The organism is Sphingomonas carotinifaciens, from assembly GCF_009789535.1.
In the GTDB taxonomy this organism is placed as follows: Bacteria; Pseudomonadota; Alphaproteobacteria; order Sphingomonadales; family Sphingomonadaceae; genus Sphingomonas; species Sphingomonas carotinifaciens.
On record NZ_WSUT01000005.1, the window covers coordinates 1,060,765 to 1,077,903 of the forward strand.

The 17,139-nt window shown below is 68.5% G+C and carries 18 protein-coding genes; 6 read left to right on the forward strand and 12 right to left on the reverse strand.

The window, feature by feature from the left end; all coding sequences use genetic code 11:
- Nucleotides 1-7 precede the first annotated feature (7 nt).
- Nucleotides 8-622: a flavin reductase family protein gene (locus GQR91_RS07045; RefSeq protein WP_149682285.1), complete on the forward strand. Its 615-nt coding sequence runs from the start codon at nt 8-10 to the stop codon at nt 620-622.
- A 1-nt stretch (nt 623) separates the two neighbouring features.
- On the opposite strand, the gene GQR91_RS07050 is transcribed toward GQR91_RS07045, so the two are convergent.
- The 4 genes from GQR91_RS07050 to GQR91_RS07065 form a co-directional block, all read right to left on the reverse strand.
- The gene (locus GQR91_RS07050) at nt 624-1,382 is read right to left on the reverse strand and encodes a sulfite exporter TauE/SafE family protein (protein WP_149682284.1); all 759 of its coding nucleotides are present in this window, start codon (nt 1,380-1,382) and stop codon (nt 624-626) included.
- A 94-nt stretch (nt 1,383-1,476) separates the two neighbouring features.
- Complete coding sequence (locus tag GQR91_RS07055) at nt 1,477-1,929, reverse strand: hypothetical protein (RefSeq protein WP_160146761.1); 453 nt, start codon at nt 1,927-1,929, stop codon at nt 1,477-1,479.
- A gap of 98 nt (nt 1,930-2,027) precedes the next feature.
- On the reverse strand, nt 2,028-3,239 hold the full coding sequence (gene rlmN / locus GQR91_RS07060) for a dual-specificity RNA methyltransferase RlmN (protein ID WP_149682281.1): 1,212 nt from the start codon (nt 3,237-3,239) through the stop codon (nt 2,028-2,030).
- A gap of 33 nt (nt 3,240-3,272) precedes the next feature.
- Complete coding sequence (locus tag GQR91_RS07065; RefSeq protein WP_235904008.1) at nt 3,273-3,761, reverse strand: hypothetical protein; 489 nt, start codon at nt 3,759-3,761, stop codon at nt 3,273-3,275.
- 131 nt (nt 3,762-3,892) lie between these two features.
- Here GQR91_RS07065 and GQR91_RS07070 point away from each other — a divergent pair, with 131 nt between their 5' ends.
- The 3 genes from GQR91_RS07070 to recF all read left to right on the forward strand — a co-directional run bounded on the left by GQR91_RS07070 (nt 3,893) and on the right by recF (nt 6,890).
- Nucleotides 3,893-4,501 carry an outer membrane protein gene (locus tag GQR91_RS07070; RefSeq protein ID WP_112381904.1) on the forward strand — a complete coding sequence of 203 codons (609 nt, stop codon included), beginning with the start codon at nt 3,893-3,895 and terminating at the stop codon, nt 4,499-4,501.
- A 141-nt stretch (nt 4,502-4,642) separates the two neighbouring features.
- A complete protein-coding gene (dnaN, locus tag GQR91_RS07075) occupies nt 4,643-5,758 on the forward strand; it encodes a DNA polymerase III subunit beta (RefSeq protein WP_112381905.1) in 1,116 nt (371 codons plus the stop codon).
- A gap of 88 nt (nt 5,759-5,846) precedes the next feature.
- A complete protein-coding gene (gene recF, locus GQR91_RS07080; RefSeq protein WP_149682280.1) occupies nt 5,847-6,890 on the forward strand; it encodes a DNA replication/repair protein RecF in 1,044 nt (347 codons plus the stop codon).
- Here recF and GQR91_RS07085 read toward each other — a convergent pair.
- Nucleotides 6,885-7,421, reverse strand: a complete 537-nt coding sequence (locus GQR91_RS07085; RefSeq protein ID WP_249042522.1) for an ankyrin repeat domain-containing protein — start codon at nt 7,419-7,421, stop codon at nt 6,885-6,887. The two genes, recF and GQR91_RS07085, sit on opposite strands and share 6 nt — an antisense overlap.
- A 65-nt stretch (nt 7,422-7,486) precedes the next feature.
- On the opposite strand from GQR91_RS07085, the gene gyrB reads away from it, so the two are divergent.
- Nucleotides 7,487-9,994 carry a DNA topoisomerase (ATP-hydrolyzing) subunit B gene (gene gyrB / locus GQR91_RS07090; protein ID WP_375781573.1) on the forward strand — a complete coding sequence of 836 codons (2,508 nt, stop codon included), beginning with the start codon at nt 7,487-7,489 and terminating at the stop codon, nt 9,992-9,994.
- Nucleotides 9,995-10,084: 90 nt separating this feature from the next.
- On the forward strand, nt 10,085-10,546 hold the full coding sequence (locus GQR91_RS07095) for a DUF1440 domain-containing protein (RefSeq protein WP_149682278.1): 462 nt from the start codon (nt 10,085-10,087) through the stop codon (nt 10,544-10,546).
- A gap of 125 nt (nt 10,547-10,671) precedes the next feature.
- Here the strand turns inward: GQR91_RS07095 and GQR91_RS07100 are convergent, their stop codons facing one another.
- The 7 genes from GQR91_RS07100 to GQR91_RS07130 form a co-directional block, all read right to left on the reverse strand.
- The gene (locus tag GQR91_RS07100; protein WP_375781572.1) at nt 10,672-11,712 is read right to left on the reverse strand and encodes a sensor histidine kinase; all 1,041 of its coding nucleotides are present in this window, start codon (nt 11,710-11,712) and stop codon (nt 10,672-10,674) included.
- Nucleotides 11,713-11,714: 2 nt separating this feature from the next.
- Nucleotides 11,715-12,158, reverse strand: coding sequence for a response regulator (locus GQR91_RS07105; RefSeq protein WP_112381909.1), 444 nt, complete (start codon nt 12,156-12,158; stop codon nt 11,715-11,717).
- Nucleotides 12,155-13,660: a sensor histidine kinase gene (locus tag GQR91_RS07110; RefSeq protein ID WP_149682276.1), complete on the reverse strand. Its 1,506-nt coding sequence runs from the start codon at nt 13,658-13,660 to the stop codon at nt 12,155-12,157. The genes GQR91_RS07105 and GQR91_RS07110 overlap by 4 nt, the downstream gene beginning before the upstream one ends.
- 103 nt (nt 13,661-13,763) lie before the next feature.
- Complete coding sequence (locus GQR91_RS07115) at nt 13,764-14,528, reverse strand: exonuclease domain-containing protein (RefSeq protein ID WP_112381911.1); 765 nt, start codon at nt 14,526-14,528, stop codon at nt 13,764-13,766.
- Between the two features lie 76 nt (nt 14,529-14,604).
- The gene (gene pgmG / locus GQR91_RS07120) at nt 14,605-15,972 is read right to left on the reverse strand and encodes a phosphoglucomutase/phosphomannomutase PgmG (RefSeq protein ID WP_149682275.1); all 1,368 of its coding nucleotides are present in this window, start codon (nt 15,970-15,972) and stop codon (nt 14,605-14,607) included.
- Between the two features lie 25 nt (nt 15,973-15,997).
- Nucleotides 15,998-16,261: a J domain-containing protein gene (locus tag GQR91_RS07125; protein WP_149682274.1), complete on the reverse strand. Its 264-nt coding sequence runs from the start codon at nt 16,259-16,261 to the stop codon at nt 15,998-16,000.
- A 30-nt stretch (nt 16,262-16,291) separates the two neighbouring features.
- The gene (locus GQR91_RS07130; RefSeq protein WP_112381914.1) at nt 16,292-17,089 is read right to left on the reverse strand and encodes a division plane positioning ATPase MipZ; all 798 of its coding nucleotides are present in this window, start codon (nt 17,087-17,089) and stop codon (nt 16,292-16,294) included.
- Between the last annotated feature and the right edge of the window lie 50 nt (nt 17,090-17,139).

Sequence of the window (17,139 nt, forward strand, 5' to 3'; positions counted from 1 at the left end):
CAAAGCCATGACGACCGCATGGCATTTCTACGAACCCGCGCAGGGGCATGGGCTGGCGCATGATCCGTTGAACGCGATCGTGGCACCGCGGCCGATCGGCTGGATCGGTAGCGTCTCGGCAAGCGGCGTGCGCAATCTGGCGCCGTACAGCTTCTTCAACCTGCTGGCCTATCGCCCGCCACTGCTGGGATTTTCGTCGCAGGGGTGGAAGGATTCGGTCGACAATATCGCAGCGACCGGCGTGTTCACCTGGAACCTGGCGACGCGGGACCTGGCCGAGGCGATGAATGCCAGCGCGGCGGTCGCCGCGCCGGAGGTGGACGAGTTCGCGCTGGCCGGGCTGGAGGTCGCGGGCGGCCGGATGGTGGATGCGCCGCGGGTGGCGGCCGCGCCGGTCAGCTTCGAATGCCGGCTGACCCAGTTGATCCGTCTGGAGACGAAGGAGGGCGAACCAATCGACCAGTGGCTGGTGATCGGCGAGGCGGTGGGCATCCATATCGACGCCGCGATGATCGAGGACGGGGTGTACCAGACGACGCGGGCGCGGCCGATCCTGCGCGGGGGCGGGCCGAGCGACTATTTCGAGCCGGGTGCGCCGTTCCACATGCGTCGGCCGGGCTGACTCAGGTGTAGGCCCGGTAGAAGAAGACGATGGTCGTCACCGCGGTGATCAGCAGCGTCCAGCCGCGGATCAGGCCGGGCGACAGCCGCTGACCGACCCGCGCGCCCAGCCAGCCGCCAAGGACCGCGCCCAGCAGCATCGGCACGCAGGCATGCCAGCGCACCATGCCGGACAGCACGAAGATCAGCGTCGCGGCGGCATTGGCCATCGCCAGCATCAGCGTGCGCGGCGCCATCATCTGGTGCGGCGCGGCACCCGCCAGCAGCCCATAGGTCGCGGTCATCATCAGCCCGACGCCGCCGCCGAAATAGCCGCCATAGATGCCCAGCATCCCCTGCGCCGCGATCAGGGTGCGCGGGCCGATCGTGGTGCGCGCCTGCAGCCAGACCGCGGCGCGCGGGCCGATGCCGATCGCCAGGGTCGCGACGAGCAGCAGCCAGGGGATGACGATGTCGAACACCCGCGTCGGGGTGGAGACGAGCAGCAGGCTGCCGACGATGCCGCCGACAAAGGTGACCGCGCTGAGCAGGCGCACCGACAGGCCGCCGAGTGGCGCCAGGCCATGGCGGTAGGTCCAGGCACTGGCGATCGCGCCGGGTTGCAACGCGACGTTGGAGGTGGCGTTGGCGATGGGGGAGGGCAGGCCGAGCGCGATCAGGGTCGGCATGGTGGCAAAGGTGCCGCCGCCGGCCAGTGCGTTCATCGCGCCCCCGAGCAGGCCGGCAGCGGCGGCGAGGACGGCGGCTTCGATCACGGTCATGCGCGCCCGAGTGGGGCGTTATCGGACGGCGCGCAAGGGGGCATGGCCGACCCAGCACCACTCTCCCCGAATGGGAAGAGTGGGTTATGGGAGGTCAGCCGGTGCGGGTGGGGCCGTGCAGCCGGTCGAGTTCGGCGTGCAGCTCGGCCTTGTCCTCCTGTGCGACGGCCAGCATGTGGTCGCGGATCTGGCCGGTGCGGCTGGCGACTTCCTCGTTGATCGCCGCGCGCTGCGCGGAGCACCAGCCGGGGCGGCTGCCGGCGATCACGTCGTCGCGGTGGATCGAGCGGGTCATCGTCGCGCCGGACGGCAGGCGTGCCTCGCGATCGACGGTCACGCCCGCCGACCAGGCGCAGCGCAGCGTCGAGGCGCGGCCGCCGGGTACGACGGCACCGACCTGCTTGTGCGCGACCTTGGTTATCGCGCTGTAGCGGGCATCGACGGGACCGGCGTGATGGTCGATCCGGACGCTGTGGTCGTTTGCCGCGGCAGGGGCGGCGGCGAGGGCACCGAGCAACAGCCCGGCGGCGAGTAGCTTGGTCATCATCGTCTCCATGCGGTGCCCCGGCCTATATTGGCCGGTGACACCCCATTAACTGCCCGCGCGGCCGGTCGGTTGCAATGGGGCGGAATGTCTTGCCCGATCTAGTCGGCGAGCGCGGCCATCTTCTCCTCGGCCTCGCGGTCGAGCTGGGCGCGGCTCTTCTTCTCGGCGGCGGTCTTGAGCTGCCCGCAGGCGGCGTCGATGTCGCGGCCGCGCGGCGTGCGCACCGGCGCGGAGATACCGGCCTCGAACACGATGTCGGAGAAGCGGCGGATACGCTCCGGCGTGGAACATTCGTAATCCGCACCCGGCCAGGGATTGAAGGGGATCAGGTTGACCTTGGCGGGCAGCTTGTAGTGGCGCAGCAGGCGAACGAGCTCGTGGGCGTCGGCCTCCGAATCATTCTTGTCCTTGAGCATCACATATTCGAACGTGATGCGCCGGGCATTGTTGGCGCCGGGATAGTCGGCGCACGCCTGCAACAGTTCCTCGATGCCGTATTTCTTGTTGAGCGGCACGATCTCGTCGCGCACGTCCTTCGTCACCGCGTGGAGCGAGACGGCGAGGTTCACGCCGATCTCCTCGCCGACGCGCGCCATCATCGGCACGACGCCGCTGGTCGACAGGGTGATGCGACGCTTCGACAGGGCAAGGCCGTCGCCGTCCATGACGAGCTTCAGCGCGTCGCGCACGGCATCGAAGTTATAAAGCGGCTCGCCCATGCCCATCATGACGATGTTGGTGAGCATCCGCCCCTCGGGCTGGCTGGGCCATTCGCCGAGCGCGTCGCGCGCCAGCATGACCTGTCCGACGATCTCGCCCGCGGTCAGGTTGCGCACCAGGCGCATCGTGCCGGTGTGGCAGAAACGGCAGTTCAGCGTGCAGCCGACCTGGCTCGACACGCACAGCGTGCCGCGGTCGGCGTCGGGGATGAACACCGCCTCGTAATCCTGGCCGTCGGCGGAACGGAGCAGCCATTTGCGGGTGCCGTCCGACGAGACCTGCGCTTCCACCACCTCCGGGCGCGAGATGGCGAAACGCTCGGCCAGCCATGGATGCTGCGCCTTGGCGATGTCGGTCATCTGCGAGAAATCGGTAGCGCCGCGATTGTAGAGCCAGTGCCAGATCTGCTTGCCGCGCAGCTTGGCCTGACGCGGCTCCATGCCCGCGGACAGCAACGCCTCGCGCAACTGGTCCCTGGTCAGGCCGATCAGGTCGACGCGTCCATCGGGACGCGACTGCACGCCGCGGGGGACGGGCACGGGATCGATGTGCCCGGGAATGGGCATGGGGGCGGCCGAAGCTGTCTGCATGGGCGCCTATATAGCGTAAAAAGGGGCCGTTCGCTAGCGGGCGACGCAGGCCAGCGTTGCGGCGTCGATCGCGGTGGCGGCGCCCGCGAGCGCATAGGTGTCGGCAAAGGGGCGGTGGCGGGTGTCGACCGCCTCGACGCTCATCGCGCGGGCGGAGCGGAGGGCGGCGACGGCGGCGCGGTCGGTGGGCGCGTCGGGCGCCCAAAGGTCGGTGGCGGTGCCGACGAGCGGAAAGCGGCGGCCGGCGACGCTGAGGGTGACGGGCCGGTCGGGCGCGCGCCGGCGGCTGAGATGGAGATGGAGCGAGGCGCGCAAGCCCTTGCCAGGCCAGGTGCCGATGCCGGCATAGCCGCCGACCCGCCCCTGCGCGACAACGGGGCGGGCGATGGCGTAGCAGTTCGGCCCCTGGCGAAAGGCACCCCAGCCGCCGAACACGCCGATGGTTTCGCGCGCCGACGGCGGCGCCGCGGCGACCAGCAGCAGGCAAAGAAGAAGCCGGCGATAGGCCATGCGGCGGGGCATGGCGCGGAGTGTGGCGCATTGGCAACGCATTTCGCCGTTTAGCTGAGGTTCATGCAAAGCGTCGCGGATGGAGCCATGAGGGCCTGTACCCGTTTGGGACAGATATCGTCCCGCCCTTGTTGGAGTTGCCCATGCGTACACCCGTTCTTTCCGCCCTGGCCGTCACCATCGCGCTGGGCGCCGCGCTGCCCGCCGCGGCACAGACCGCCGCGCCGTTCACCGGCCTGCGCCTGGAAGGCCTGCTGGGTTACGACAATGCCAATGACGGGGGCGGGCAGGATGCGAGCAGCGGCGACGGCCTGCTGTTCGGTGCCGCGGTCGGATACGACATGGCGATGGGCCCGGTGGTCGTCGGCGTCGAGGGCGAGCTGACCGATTCGTCCGCCGACACACGCAGCAACAGCGTGCTGCTGGTCGGCGACCGACTCGACACCAACATGGCACGCGATCTGTATGCCGGTGCGCGCGTCGGCTACGCGATCTCGCCGGTGGCGCTGGGCTATGTGAAGGCGGGTTATTCCAACGCGCGGATCAAGTCGCGCTATGACGCAGGCGCCGGCGAATTGCGCAGTTCGGACAATCTGGACGGGCTGCGCCTGGGTGCCGGGCTGGAATATGCGCTGGGCATCAACAGCTTCGTGAAGGGCGAGTATCGCTACACCAACTATGCCCGCGTCGACGGCTATGACCGCGATTTCGAGCGCCATCAGCTGGTCGCCGGGCTCGGCTTTCGCTTTTAACGCGGGATTTACCTGAAAAGTGGAGGGGTCGGAGCCTTGCTCCGGCCCCTTTTTCGCGGGTAGGAACGAAGGCCATTTTTCACCCGGAATCGGGGGCGGCGTGATTCTGGCACGCCCCCGCGCTCCGGCGGGGGGATCACGATGAAGGCGACAATCGAACGCGCGACGCTCCTGAAGGGACTGAGCCATGTCCAGTCCGTGGTGGAGCGCCGCAACACCATCCCCATCCTGTCGAACGTGCTGCTGGAAGCGACGGCCGAGGGCCAGCTGCGCATGATGGCGACCGACCTGGACCTGCAGATCAACGAAAGCGTCATGGCGGCGGTCGACCAGCCCGGTTCCACCACGGTGTCGGCGCACACGCTGTTCGACATCGCCCGCAAGCTGCCCGAAGGGTCGCAGGTGCAGTTGACCGCGGCGGACGGGCGCATGTCGATCGTGGCGGGGCGCGCACGCTTCTCGCTGGGCACGCTGCCGCGCGATGACTTTCCCGTCATCGCCGAGGGCGAATTGCCGACGCAGTTCGAGCTGCCGGTGGAAACCTGCAAGCAGATCATCGACAAGACGCGCTTCGCGATCTCGACCGAGGAGACGCGCTATTACCTGAACGGTATCTTCCTGCACGTCGCCGAGGATCGCGGCGAGCCGGTGCTGAAGGCCGCCGCCACGGACGGCCACCGGCTGGCCCGCGTCACCATGCCGCAGCCGCAGGGCGCGGACGGCATGCCCGACGTGATCGTGCCGCGCAAATGCGTCGCCGAACTGCGCAAGCTGCTCGACGAGGTGGACGGGTCGGTCGGCGTGTCGCTGTCGGGCACCAAGATCCGGTTCGACCTGGGGCAGGCGATCCTGACCTCCAAGCTGATCGACGGTACCTTCCCCGATTACAGCCGCGTCATCCCGACCGCGAACGACAAGATCCTGAAGCTGGACCCCAAGAGCTTCATGGAGGGCGTCGACCGCGTGTCGACCATCGCGACCGAAAAGACGCGTGCGGTGAAGATGGCGCTGGACCGCGACCGGATCACCCTGTCCGTCACCAGCCCGGAAAACGGCACGGCGGCGGAGGAAGTGCCGGGCGACTATACCTCCACCCCGTTCGAGATCGGCTTCAACAGCCGCTACCTGCTCGACATCCTGGGACAGATCGACAGCGATCTGGTGGAGGTGCATCTGGCCGATGCGGCGGCCCCGACGCTGATCCGCGAAAGCGACACGGCGCCAGCGCTGTACGTGCTGATGCCGATGCGCGTCTGATCGACCGCCATCGTGACAAAGGGGGCTGCCGGCGACGGTGGCCCCTTTGCCGTTTCGGCGCGGCGCGCGTTATGGGCCGGGTGACCGCATGCTGACCCGCCTCGTCCTGACCGATTTCCGCAATCACGGCGACCTTGTGCTGGCGCCGGGGACGGGGTTCGTCGTGCTGACGGGCGAGAACGGGGCGGGGAAGACCAACGTGCTGGAGGCGGTGTCGCTGCTGGCGCCGGGGAAGGGTCTGCGGCGGGCGGCGCTGTCGGCGATGGCGCGGCAGGGCGGGGCGGGGGGCTTCGGCGTGGCCGCGACGCTGGCCGACGGGGTGGAGGTGGCGACGGGCGCGCTGGCGTCCGCGCCGGAGCGGCGGGTGGTGCGCGTGCAGGGGGCGGCGGCGAGCGCGAACGCGCTGGCGGAGTGGCTGGGCGTGCTGTGGCTGACCCCGGCAATGGACCGATTGTTCGTGGAGGCGGCGGGCGAGCGGCGGCGCTTCCTGGACCGGCTGGTGCTGGCGCTCAGTCCGGCGCACGGGATGCACGCGACGCGCTACGAGGCGGCGATGCGCGAGCGCAACCGGTTGCTGGGGGAGGATGCGCCGGTCGATCCGAGCTGGCTGTCGGCGCTGGAGCAGCGGATGGTGGAGCATGGCGTGGCGCTGGACGGTGCGCGGCATGCGGCGGTGACCGCGCTGGACGCGACGCTGAGGGAGGGTCCCGCGGACCTGTTCGCGCGCGCGACGCTGGCGCTGGACGGCGAGGCGGTGGAGGCGGATGCCTTTGCACATGCGTTGATGACCGGGCGGCGGCGCGATGCCGCGGCGGGGCGCACGCTGGTCGGGCCGCACCGCGCCGACCTGATCGTCACCCATGCCGGCAAGGGACAGGCGGCGGCGCTGTGTTCGACCGGCGAGCAGAAGGCGCTGCTGCTGGGCATCGTACTGGCGCACGCCGAGCTGGCCGCCGCGCGGCGCGGCGCGGCGCCGGTGCTGTTGCTGGACGAGGTGGCCGCGCATCTCGATCCCGGCCGGCGCGCCGCGCTGTTCGCGCGGCTGGAGGGGCGCGGGCAGGTGTGGATGACGGGGACCGAGGCCGCCTTGTTCGAGGGCGTGGGCGCGGACGCGACGCGGATCGCGTTATGAGGCAGTAAGCATTTCCGCCAGCGTGGTATTGCCCTGCATCCGGGCGACCGCGGCGGCGGTGTTGCCGGCATGGTCGGTGGCATTCGGATCGGCGCCGCGTTCCAGCAGCAGGGCGATGATCGCGGTCTGATTGAACAGTGCGGCGGTCATGATCGCGGTCTGCCCGGCGCGGTTGCGGCGATTGGGATCGGCGCCGCGGTCGAGCAGCAGGCGGGCGATATCGACATGGCCCTTGAACGCGACGCCCATCAGCGCGGAATTGCCCTGCGCGTCGCTGGCCCCGTCGGGGGCGGCGCCCTCGTCGAGCAGCAAGTCTGTGGTGGAAAGCTGGCCATTGTAGCTGGCGAGGACCAGCGCGGTGTAGCCGCGGGCGTCTTGCCCCTCGATATCGGCACCGGCGCGCAGGAGGGCGGGGATGACGTCGTCGCGGCCGATGCGGGCGGCGTCGAAGAGCAGTTCCTGGATGCGTTCGGGGGAGGGGAGCGGGGGCAGGTCGGCGGGGTCGGTCATGCGCGGGTAAACGCTGCGCATCGTCCCTTGTTGCAGGCGCGCAACGTACCGCCATTTTGCTTCCGTTCGAAGGCGTCAGACCCTATATGCTTGGCATGGCAGACACCCCCCAGAACAGTGAATACGGCGCCTCCTCGATCAAGGTGCTGAAGGGCCTCGACGCGGTGCGCAAGCGGCCGGGCATGTATATCGGCGATACCGACGATGGATCGGGCCTGCACCACATGGTGTTCGAGGTCAGCGACAACGCGATCGACGAGGCGCTGGCGGGACATTGCGACCGGATCGACATCACGCTGAACCCCGACGGGTCGGTCAGCGTCACCGATAACGGCCGCGGCATCCCGACCGGCATCCACCCCGAAGAGGGCGTGTCGGCGGCCGAGGTCATCATGACCCAGCTTCACGCGGGGGGTAAGTTCGAGAACACCAGCGACGACAATGCCTACAAGGTGTCGGGCGGCCTGCACGGCGTGGGCGTGTCGGTGGTGAACGCGCTGTCCGAATTCCTGGACCTGACGATCTGGCGCGACGGCGAGGAGCATTACATGCGCTTCGCACACGGCGATGCGGTGGCACCGCTCAAGGTGGTCGGCAAGGCCGAGCCGGGGCAGAAGGGCACGCGGGTCACCTTCCTGCCCTCACCCTCGACCTTCAAGATCACCGAGTTCGACTTCGAGAAGCTGGAGCATCGCTACCGCGAGCTGGCGTTCCTCAATTCCGGGGTGCGCCTGTTCCTGACCGATGCGCGCCATGACGAGCCGAAGACGGTGGAGCTGTTCTACGAGGGCGGGATCGCCGCGTTCGTGAAGTGGCTGGACCGCACCAAGGCGGCGCTGATCCCCGAGCCGATCGCGATCACCGGCCAGCGCGACTATATCGGCATGGACGTCGCGCTGGAGTGGAACGACAGCTATTACGAGAACGTCCTGGCGTTCACCAACAACATCCCGCAGCGCGACGGCGGCACGCATATCGCCGCGTTCCGCGCCGCGCTGACCCGCACGCTCAATGCCTATGCCGACAAGTCCGGCCTTTTGAAGAAGGAAAAGGTGTCGCTGACCGGCGACGACATGCGCGAAGGATTGACCGCGATCGTCTCGGTCAAGCTGCCCGATCCGAAGTTCAGTTCGCAGACCAAGGATAAGCTGGTCTCGTCCGAAGTGCGCGCGCCGCTGGAAAGCCTGATGGCGGACAAGCTGGCGGAATGGCTGGAGGAGAATCCCGCCCATGCCCGATCGATCATCGCCAAGGTGATCGATGCCGCCGCGGCGCGCGAAGCGGCCAAGAAGGCGCGCGAACTGACCCGGCGCAAGGGCGTGATGGATATCGCCAGCCTGCCCGGCAAGCTGGCCGACTGCCAGGAAAAGGACCCGGCCAAGTCCGAGCTGTTCCTGGTGGAGGGTGATTCTGCAGGCGGATCGGCCAAGCAGGGCCGCGACCGGCATTTCCAGGCGATCCTGCCGCTTCGCGGCAAGATCCTGAATACCGAGCGGGCGCGCTTCGACCGGATGATCTCGTCCAAGGAGATCGGTACGCTGATCCAGGCGATGGGCACCGGCATCGGCCGCGAGGATTTCAACGCCGACAAGCTGCGCTATCACAAGGTCGTCATCATGACCGATGCCGATGTCGACGGCGCGCATATCCGCACGCTGCTGCTGACCTTCTTCTATCGCCAGATGCCCGAGCTGATCGAGCGCGGGCACCTCTTCATCGCGCAGCCGCCGCTCTACAAGGCGACCAAGGGGCGGTCGGAGGTCTATCTGAAGGACGAGGCGGCGCTGGACGAATATCTGGTCGAGGGCGGCGTGGGCACGATGATGCTGGAAGGGGCCACGGGCACGCGCTCGGGCCAGGACCTGAAGGCGCTGGCCGATCATGCGCGGCGGATGCGCACGCTGATGCGCTACGTGCCGCGGCGCTACGACCCCGCGATCGTCGAGGTACTGGCGCTGGCAGGGGCCCTCGACCCGATGCTGGACCGCAGCGGCCGCGAGAATGCGATCGCCGAGGTGACCCGCCGCCTGGATGCGGGCGACAGCGAGGCGACGTGGAGCGCGCGCCTGACCGAAGAGGGCGGCGTCCATTTCGAGCGGCTGTGGCGCGGGGTGACCGACCACCACATCGTCGAGGCGACCTTCCTGGTCTCCGCCGAGGCGCGCAAGCTGCATACACTGGCGGCCGAGCAGGCGGACAGCTTCGCGCAGGCGGCCAAGCTGGTGCCGATGCGGGGCGCCGCGGGTGCCGAGGCGCCGGTCGATGCGGTGCCGACCGACGAAGACGGGCAGGCGACCACCACGCTGACCCGCGGCCAGACGCGCGTGGCACGGCCCAGCCAGTTGCTCGACGCGATCCTGGCGGCGGGGCGCAAAGGCCTGGCGATCCAGCGCTACAAGGGGCTGGGCGAGATGAATGCCGAGCAGCTTTGGGAAACGACGCTGGACCCGTCCAACCGCTCGATGCTGCGCGTGACCAGCGACGATGTGGCGGCGGCGGACGAGGTCTTCTCGCGCCTGATGGGCGAGGTGGTCGAGCCGCGGCGCGAGTTCATCCAGGACAATGCGCTGAACGTCGCCAATCTGGACGTGTAGACGCCGAGCCGATGTTTTCGCCCCGGCCCCTTTGAACATGGCAGGGCCGGGGACGTTCTGTTGCCGGAGCGGCGACAAGGAACGGGTGCGATGGCAAGGCTTTGGCAGGCGATGGGGATCGGGTTGGCCGGTGGGCTGGTGGCGGCCGCGGCGATGGACGCGTTCCAGCGCGGCGTGTCGCCGCTGATGGGCGGCGGCAGCAACGACGATCCCGCGACGGTGAAGGCGGCGGACAGCGCCAGCCGGTTGGTAACCGGCGACCCGGTGACGCAGAAGCGGCGCGAAACGGCGGGAACGCTGGTCCATTATGCGACGGGTGCGGCGATCGGCGTCGCCTATGGCGCGCTGGTGGCGGGCGATCCGCGCATCGCGCGCGGCTTCGGCGTGCCGTTCGGGATGGCGACGATGCTGGCAATCGATGACGTCGGGGTGCCGGCCTTTGGCTGGGGGCCGGCGCCGCAGGATACGCCGGCTGTGACGCATGCATACAGCGCGGCATCGCATGCGGTGTTCGGGGTAGTGCTGGAGGGGGTTCGGCGCGGGTTGTCGTGACTCATGGCGTGCGGATCACGGTAAAACGATCACGTTCTGATGTGGCGCTGTGCGGCGGCCCCTCACCCTCCCATCGCTTCGCGATGGGCCCCTCCCTCTCCCCAGGGGGGAGAGGGGTATAGGAATTAAGCGATGCTGGCCTTCAGCATGGCGCGGGCGCCGCGGTGGGCGGGGTCGTATTCGAGGCTGCTGTGCAGGCTTTGCGCCATGGCGCGCATCAGGCGGGTGCCGAGGCCGGTGCCCCGGGGCGCGGCGCCGATCGACAGGCCGCAGCCATCGTCCTCGACGATCAGCAGGAAGCCGTCGTCGCCGTCGCGGGTGAGGTGGACGCGGACTTCGCCCGAGGCGTCGGCGGGATAGGCGTATTTGCAGGCGTTGGTGACGAGTTCCGTCACGATCACGCCCAGCGACACCGCCTTGTCGGTCGGCAGGCGGATCGGCTCCGCCGCGAGGCGTAGCGCGCGCGGGGCGCTGTCGGTCGACCAGGTTTCCGCCAGTTCGTCGACCAGTGCGCCGAGATAGTCGCGCATGTCGACGCTTTCGACGTCGTTGGCGGTGTAGAGGCGGCGGTGCACCTGCGCGATCGCCTGGATGCGCCGCTGCGTATCGGCCAGCGCGTCGCGCGCCTGTTGGTCGGCGAGCACACCCGCCTGCAACCCCACCATCGCGGAGACGAGTTGCAGCGAGTTGGCGACGCGGTGGTTCACCTCGCCGAGCAACGCCTCCAGCCGGGCGTTGGAGGCGCGCAGATCGGCCTCGGCCCGGGCCTTGTCGCGTTCCAGCGCGGCGCGGTCCAGCACCTGGGCGAAGCTGGCGGACAGCAGGTCGAAGAAATCCTCGCCCACCGTCTTCACCACATAATCGGCGGCCCCCGCCTTCAGCGCGGCGACCGCGATGCGGCCTTCGTCCGACCCGGTGACATAGACGACCGGCGGGGGGGCGGGCAGTTCGCGGATGCGCTGCAGCGTTTCCAGCCCGTCCATCCCCGGCATGTAATGGTCGACCGCGATCAGGTCGAACGACGCGGCCGCGGCCTCCGCCAGCCCGGTGGCGCCGTCCGGCGCGCTCGTCACCTGATAGCCGTGGCGGCGCAGCACGCGGCTCGCCAGCCGGCACAGTCCGGCGTCGTCGTCGATATAGAGGATGCGGGGGGCGCCGTCGGTCACGCTCAGTCCTCGATCTCCGGCACCTGGATCACCGACAGGAACAGGCCGAGCTGGCGGATCGCCTGCGCGAAGCTCTCATAGTTCACCGGCTTGGTGATGTAGACGTTGCAGCCCAGATCGTAGCAGCGCTGGATCTCCACCTTGTCGTCGGTGGTGGTCAGCACGACGACGGGGGTGCGCTTGAGCGGGCTGTCCTCCGCCTTGATGCGGGCGAGGATGTCGGTGCCGCTCATGTCGGGCAGGTTGAGGTCGAGCAGGACCAGCGCCGGGCCGTTCTTGGCGGGGCCGTCGGCGGCCTCGAACAGATGCTGAAGCGCGGTGGTGCCGTCGGTGAAATGCTTCAGATCGTTCAGGATGCCGGCGCGGCGGATGTTCTTTTCGATGAGGCGGGCATGGCCCTCGTCATCCTCGATCATGATGATGCCGACGGTGCGATGGTCGTTCATGAGGCGGGCACGTCCTGATGGAGGGTGGAGGGAAGCGAAAGGTGGAAGGTAGCGCCCTGGCCGAGTTGCGACTCGACCGCGATGGTGCCGCCCAGGCGATAGGCGAGCGCGCGGACATGGGCGAGGCCGATGCCCTCGCCCGGCTGATCCTGCTGGCCGGAGCGGCGGAACAGGTCGAAGATCCGCTGATGGTCGCGCGGATCGATGCCGCGGCCATTGTCCGCCACCGAGATGATGACGCGGGCCCGGTCGCGAACCGCGGACACGGTGACCTGACCGGCGCGGCCGGGTTGGAGGTACTTGGTCGCGTTCTCGATCAGGTTGGACAGGATCTGCTCGATCGCCAGCCGGTCGGTGACGATGCGCGGCATCGGCCGGCGCACGGTGACGGTGACGCCGCGTTCGTCGATGACGTGCTGGATCGAGGCGATAATGGTGTCGACCAGCGCGGCGGGGTCGAGCGGTTCGGGCGCGATGGTGCGGCGCCCTTCGCGGCTGAGCTTCAGGATCGCGTTGATGAGGCGGTCCATCTTGGCCGTCGAGGTGCGGATGAAACGGATCGATTCCGGCAGATCCTCGCGCGCGGCGAGGCGGGCGTCTTCCGTCACGATATGCGGGGCTTCCGCCTCGGCGCGGGTGACGAGTTCGGCGAGGGGGGCGGTGGCGGCGGAAAGCTCGGCGGTGAAGCCCATGACGTTGACGAGGGGCGAGCGCAGGTCGTGGCTGACGATATAGGCGAAGCGCTGGATTTCCTCGTTGGCGAGGGCGAGATCGGCGGTGCGCTCCTCCACCTGATCTTCCAGCGTTTCGTTGAGCAGGCCGAGCTCGTCGCGCGAGGCGGCCAGGTCGCGGGTATAGCGCAGGATGGTGAGCAGCGAGGCGAGCGCGACCAGCACGAACACCACCACGCCGGCGACCAGCACGATGTAGAAGACCCGCTCGCTCGATGCGCGCTCGGTGGCGCGGTAGGCGAGGAGGCGGCGCTCGTCCGCATTCATCGCGGCGAAGTTCTCCCGCAGCGCAAGGACGATGTGCGCGCCCGTCTGCGCACGGAACCGGGCAAGCGCCGCGCTGCCCCGGCCGGCACGGACAAGGGCATTGGTGCGCGCATGCTCGGCCAGCAGGGTACGGAGATTGCCGCGTACGCCGGCGACCAGTTCCTGCTGGCGCGGATTGTCCCGCGTCAGCGCGGCGAAGCGATCGACGGCGACCGGGATCGCGCCGGCGGCCCTGGCATGGGTGGTGAGAAAGGAGGCGCGGCCCGACAGCATATAGCCGCGGCGCGAGGTTTCGGCCTGTTCGACCAGCCGGCCGATATCGGCGATCGTGCTTTCCACCTGGTAGGAATGGATCAGCGCGCTGGTATGACGCTGCGCATTGTTCAGCGTGAAAAAGGCCGCGAAGCCGATCGCGATAAGCGCGGCAAAGCCGAGCGCCATGCTTCCGATCAGGAAGCGGCCCATCAATCCCTTGCGTGCGATCCCTTTGGAGGCCCCCAACATGGGCCCGGCCTTACGCCAAGGCTTTGTCCGGCGCCAGAGGGAGTCGTCCGCGTCGTTTCGCGTAAAAATGCCGCTATTACAGGGTGTTGCTATTCAAAAGACGTTACAGCAGCAATTCCTGCGCGCTGGGCCGGCCGATATGGCCGCCGCCGCGGCGCCGGGCCATCTCGGTTTCCGCGGTGAAGCGGACGTCGGGATCGCGGTCCGACAGGAAGCCGACGAGCGATTCCTCCTCGATCTCGCGCCAGTCCTTGCCGCGGTCCGGGCCGTAGCGGACACGGGGCAGCAGGCCGGGCTGGCGCGACCATTCGAGCAGTTGCGCAAGGCTTGCCTCGTTCAACTGGTCCCGCAGGTGGAAAGCGGTGACATAGGCGTCCGGAAAGGCGCGGTGGATGGGCAGGCCGCGTTCATGCTCCAGCCCGTCGGGCTTGCGCCAGTAGCGCAGCACCTGATTGGAGAAGCTGGGGCTGTCCGGCCACAGGCGCAGCGCGCATTTCCAGGTGCAGATCCAGTCGGCCGAACGGGTAAAGGCGGGCGTGCAATATTGCTGCTCGAAATCGGCGCGGTGCGCGGCAAGCGCCAGGCGGCGCGGCCAGGGATCGAGCACCTGGCGTGCGACATCGTGCCACCAGGGCGCGTCGGCGACCTGTTCGTCCAGGATATGATGGATCGCCTGGGTGATCGGCGGGATCGGGCGGCCGGGATTGACCAGGATGCTGCCACCCTCGCCATAAAGCTCCCAGCGGCCATCGGCGCCCAGGGCCACGTCCTGCCAGCCGACCTCGCACACGGCATGGGTGGGCGGGGCGGAGCCGGTGGTCTCCAGATCGATGACTCGGATGATGTCGGGCTGCTGGCGGGCGCGCATGCCCGCTATGTGGGCGCGCAAGGGCGGAAATGCGAGCCTTAATGGTCAGCGCGTGCGCGATGGCCGCTGGCAGGCCTCAACGCCGCAGGTCGTGCGCCGCGAGGTGGCGGTCGATGGTTGCGAGCAGCCGGTCGAGGCCCGCCTGGTCCGCGGCTTCTGCACGAATGGTGAGCGCGGCCTGGGTGTTGGAGGCGCGGAGCAGCCACCAGCCGTCGGGTGTCGTCACGCGGGCGCCGTCGGTGCGATCCACCCGTGCGCCCTCCGCGACGACTGCGTCGACAATGGCATCGGCAACCGCGAACTTGCGGGCCTCCTCGACCGGCAGCCGCAATTCGGGGGTGGCGACGCGCACCGGCATCGCGTCGCGCAGCGCGTCCAGCGAGCCGCCGGACAGATGAATGGCGCGGATCAGGCGGATCGCGGCGTAATGCGCATCGTCAAAGCCGTACCAGTCTCGCGCAAAGAACAGATGGCCCGACATCTCGCCGCCCAGCGGTGCGCCGGTCCGCGCCATCGCGACCTTCATCAGGCTGTGGCCGGTGGGGGCCATGACCGGCTGGCCGCCCAGTTCGGCGATGCGGTCGAACAGGGTCTGGCTGGCCTTCACGTCGGCGACGATCGGCGCCCCGGGATGTTCGGCCAGCGTCGGCACCGCGAGAATGGCGAGCAACTGGTCGCCCCAAAGCACGCGACCCTGCCCGTCGACGGCGCCGATCCGGTCGCCATCGCCATCGAAAGCAAATCCGAAATCGAGCTTTTTGTCGATGACGAGTCGTTTCAGATGCGTAAGATTGGCTTCTTCGGTAGGATCGGGATGATGATTGGGAAAACTTCCGTCGACATCGGTGAAAAGCAGATGATGCTCACCGGGAAGAAGCCGCGCCAGTCGCTCGACCACCGGACCGGAGGCCCCGTTCCCCGCGTCCCAGCCGATGCGGAAGCGCCCCCCGGCATATCCCGCCGTCAGACGGCTGAGATAGGCCTCGATGGTCGGCGTGTCCGTCACCGTCCCAACCCGCCCCTGATCCCAGCTTTGCGTCGCGGCGATCCGCGCGAGATCCTGAATGTCCTCGCCGTAAAAGGGATGATGTTGAAGCACCATCTTGAAGCCGTTGTCCTGGGCGGGATTGTGGCTGCCGGTTACCTGTATGGCGGCTTCCACTTCTAGCGTCGCCTCCGCATGGTACAGCATCGGGGTGGGCCCCATGCCGATGCGCACCACATCCACGCCCGACGCGGTCAGCCCGTCGACCAGCGCCGCCTCCAGCGCGGGCGAGGACAGGCGCCCGTCATAGCCGACCGCAACGCGGGCTCCCCCGGCGCGGCGCACCCGCGTGGCGAAGGCACGGCCGATCGCATAGGCGGCGCCCTCGTCCAGCGTCTGCCCCACGGTGCCACGGATGTCGTATTCGCGAAGCGCGGTGGGGTGGATCGGCTGGGTCATCTCGGGTCCGCAAAGGGGGCAGGGGTCAGCTACGCGCCTTGAGCAACAGGTCGCGCGCGGCGTTGATCCGGCGGGTCAGCTCTGCCGAGCCGCCGCGATCGGGATGGGTATCGGCCACCAGCCGGCGGTGCGCGGCGCGAATGGCATCCGGCCCGGCGGCGGCGTCCAGACCGAGCAGGGCGCGTGCCGCGGTTTCATCGCTCATGCTCGCGGCCTTGCGCTTCGGCTTGGGCTTGGCCAGGAAACGCCACGCCAGCCAGATCACCAGCGCGACGATAATCCATTTCATGCCGGGATCCACTTCATGCTGGGATCCGCTTCACGCGGCCGCGTCCGGCGCATCGGCCTCGGGCAGTTGCAGCGCCGCCATCATCTCGCGCAGTTCCTGGCGCGCGGCGACATGGGCAAGGCCCATCTGGCCAAATTCCTTGGCGTCGATCATGGTCAGGCCTGCCGGAAACATCTCGCGGTAGATGACCCGTTCGCCAAGGCCCGGGATGATGCGGAAGCCGACCCGCTTGGCGAGCTGCGTCAACGCATCCGACACGCGGCGCATGTTGCGCGCCTCGATATGTTGCAGGCGATTGCGCAGCACGACCCAGTCGATGGTGGTGCCGTCCTGCCGTGCGCGCTGCTTGCGCGCGTCCCAGATCAGTTCGGAATAGAAGGAGGGACGGGTCACCTGAAAGGTTTCCGGATGGACCTGCCCGATCAGGTCGAAATCGACAAAGCTGTCGTTCATCGGCGTGACCAGCGTGTTGGACAGGGCCGCCGCGGTGCGTGCGAACGGATCGTCGCGGCCGGGCGTGTCGACGATCAGGAAATCGGCATCCTGGCACAGCCGGAACCAGGTCTCCTCGAACCCTTCCTCGGTCTGGCTGCTGTGCGTCGCATGTTTGGGCATGGGCAGCGCGATGCCGCTGCGCCGGATGGTCTCGGCACGATTGTCCAGATAGCGGCCGACGGTGCGCTGGCGATGATCGAGGTCGAAGCACGCGACGCGGGCGCCCTTTGCGGCAAGCGCGATCGCGACGTGGACCGCGGTGGTCGACTTGCCGGTTCCGCCCTTTTCATTGGCGAAGACGATGACATGGGTATGCGGGGGCCGCTCGGGCAACTCGTCGCTTCCTTATTGATCCCTGTTGCCACCCTACATAGAAGCCCCCG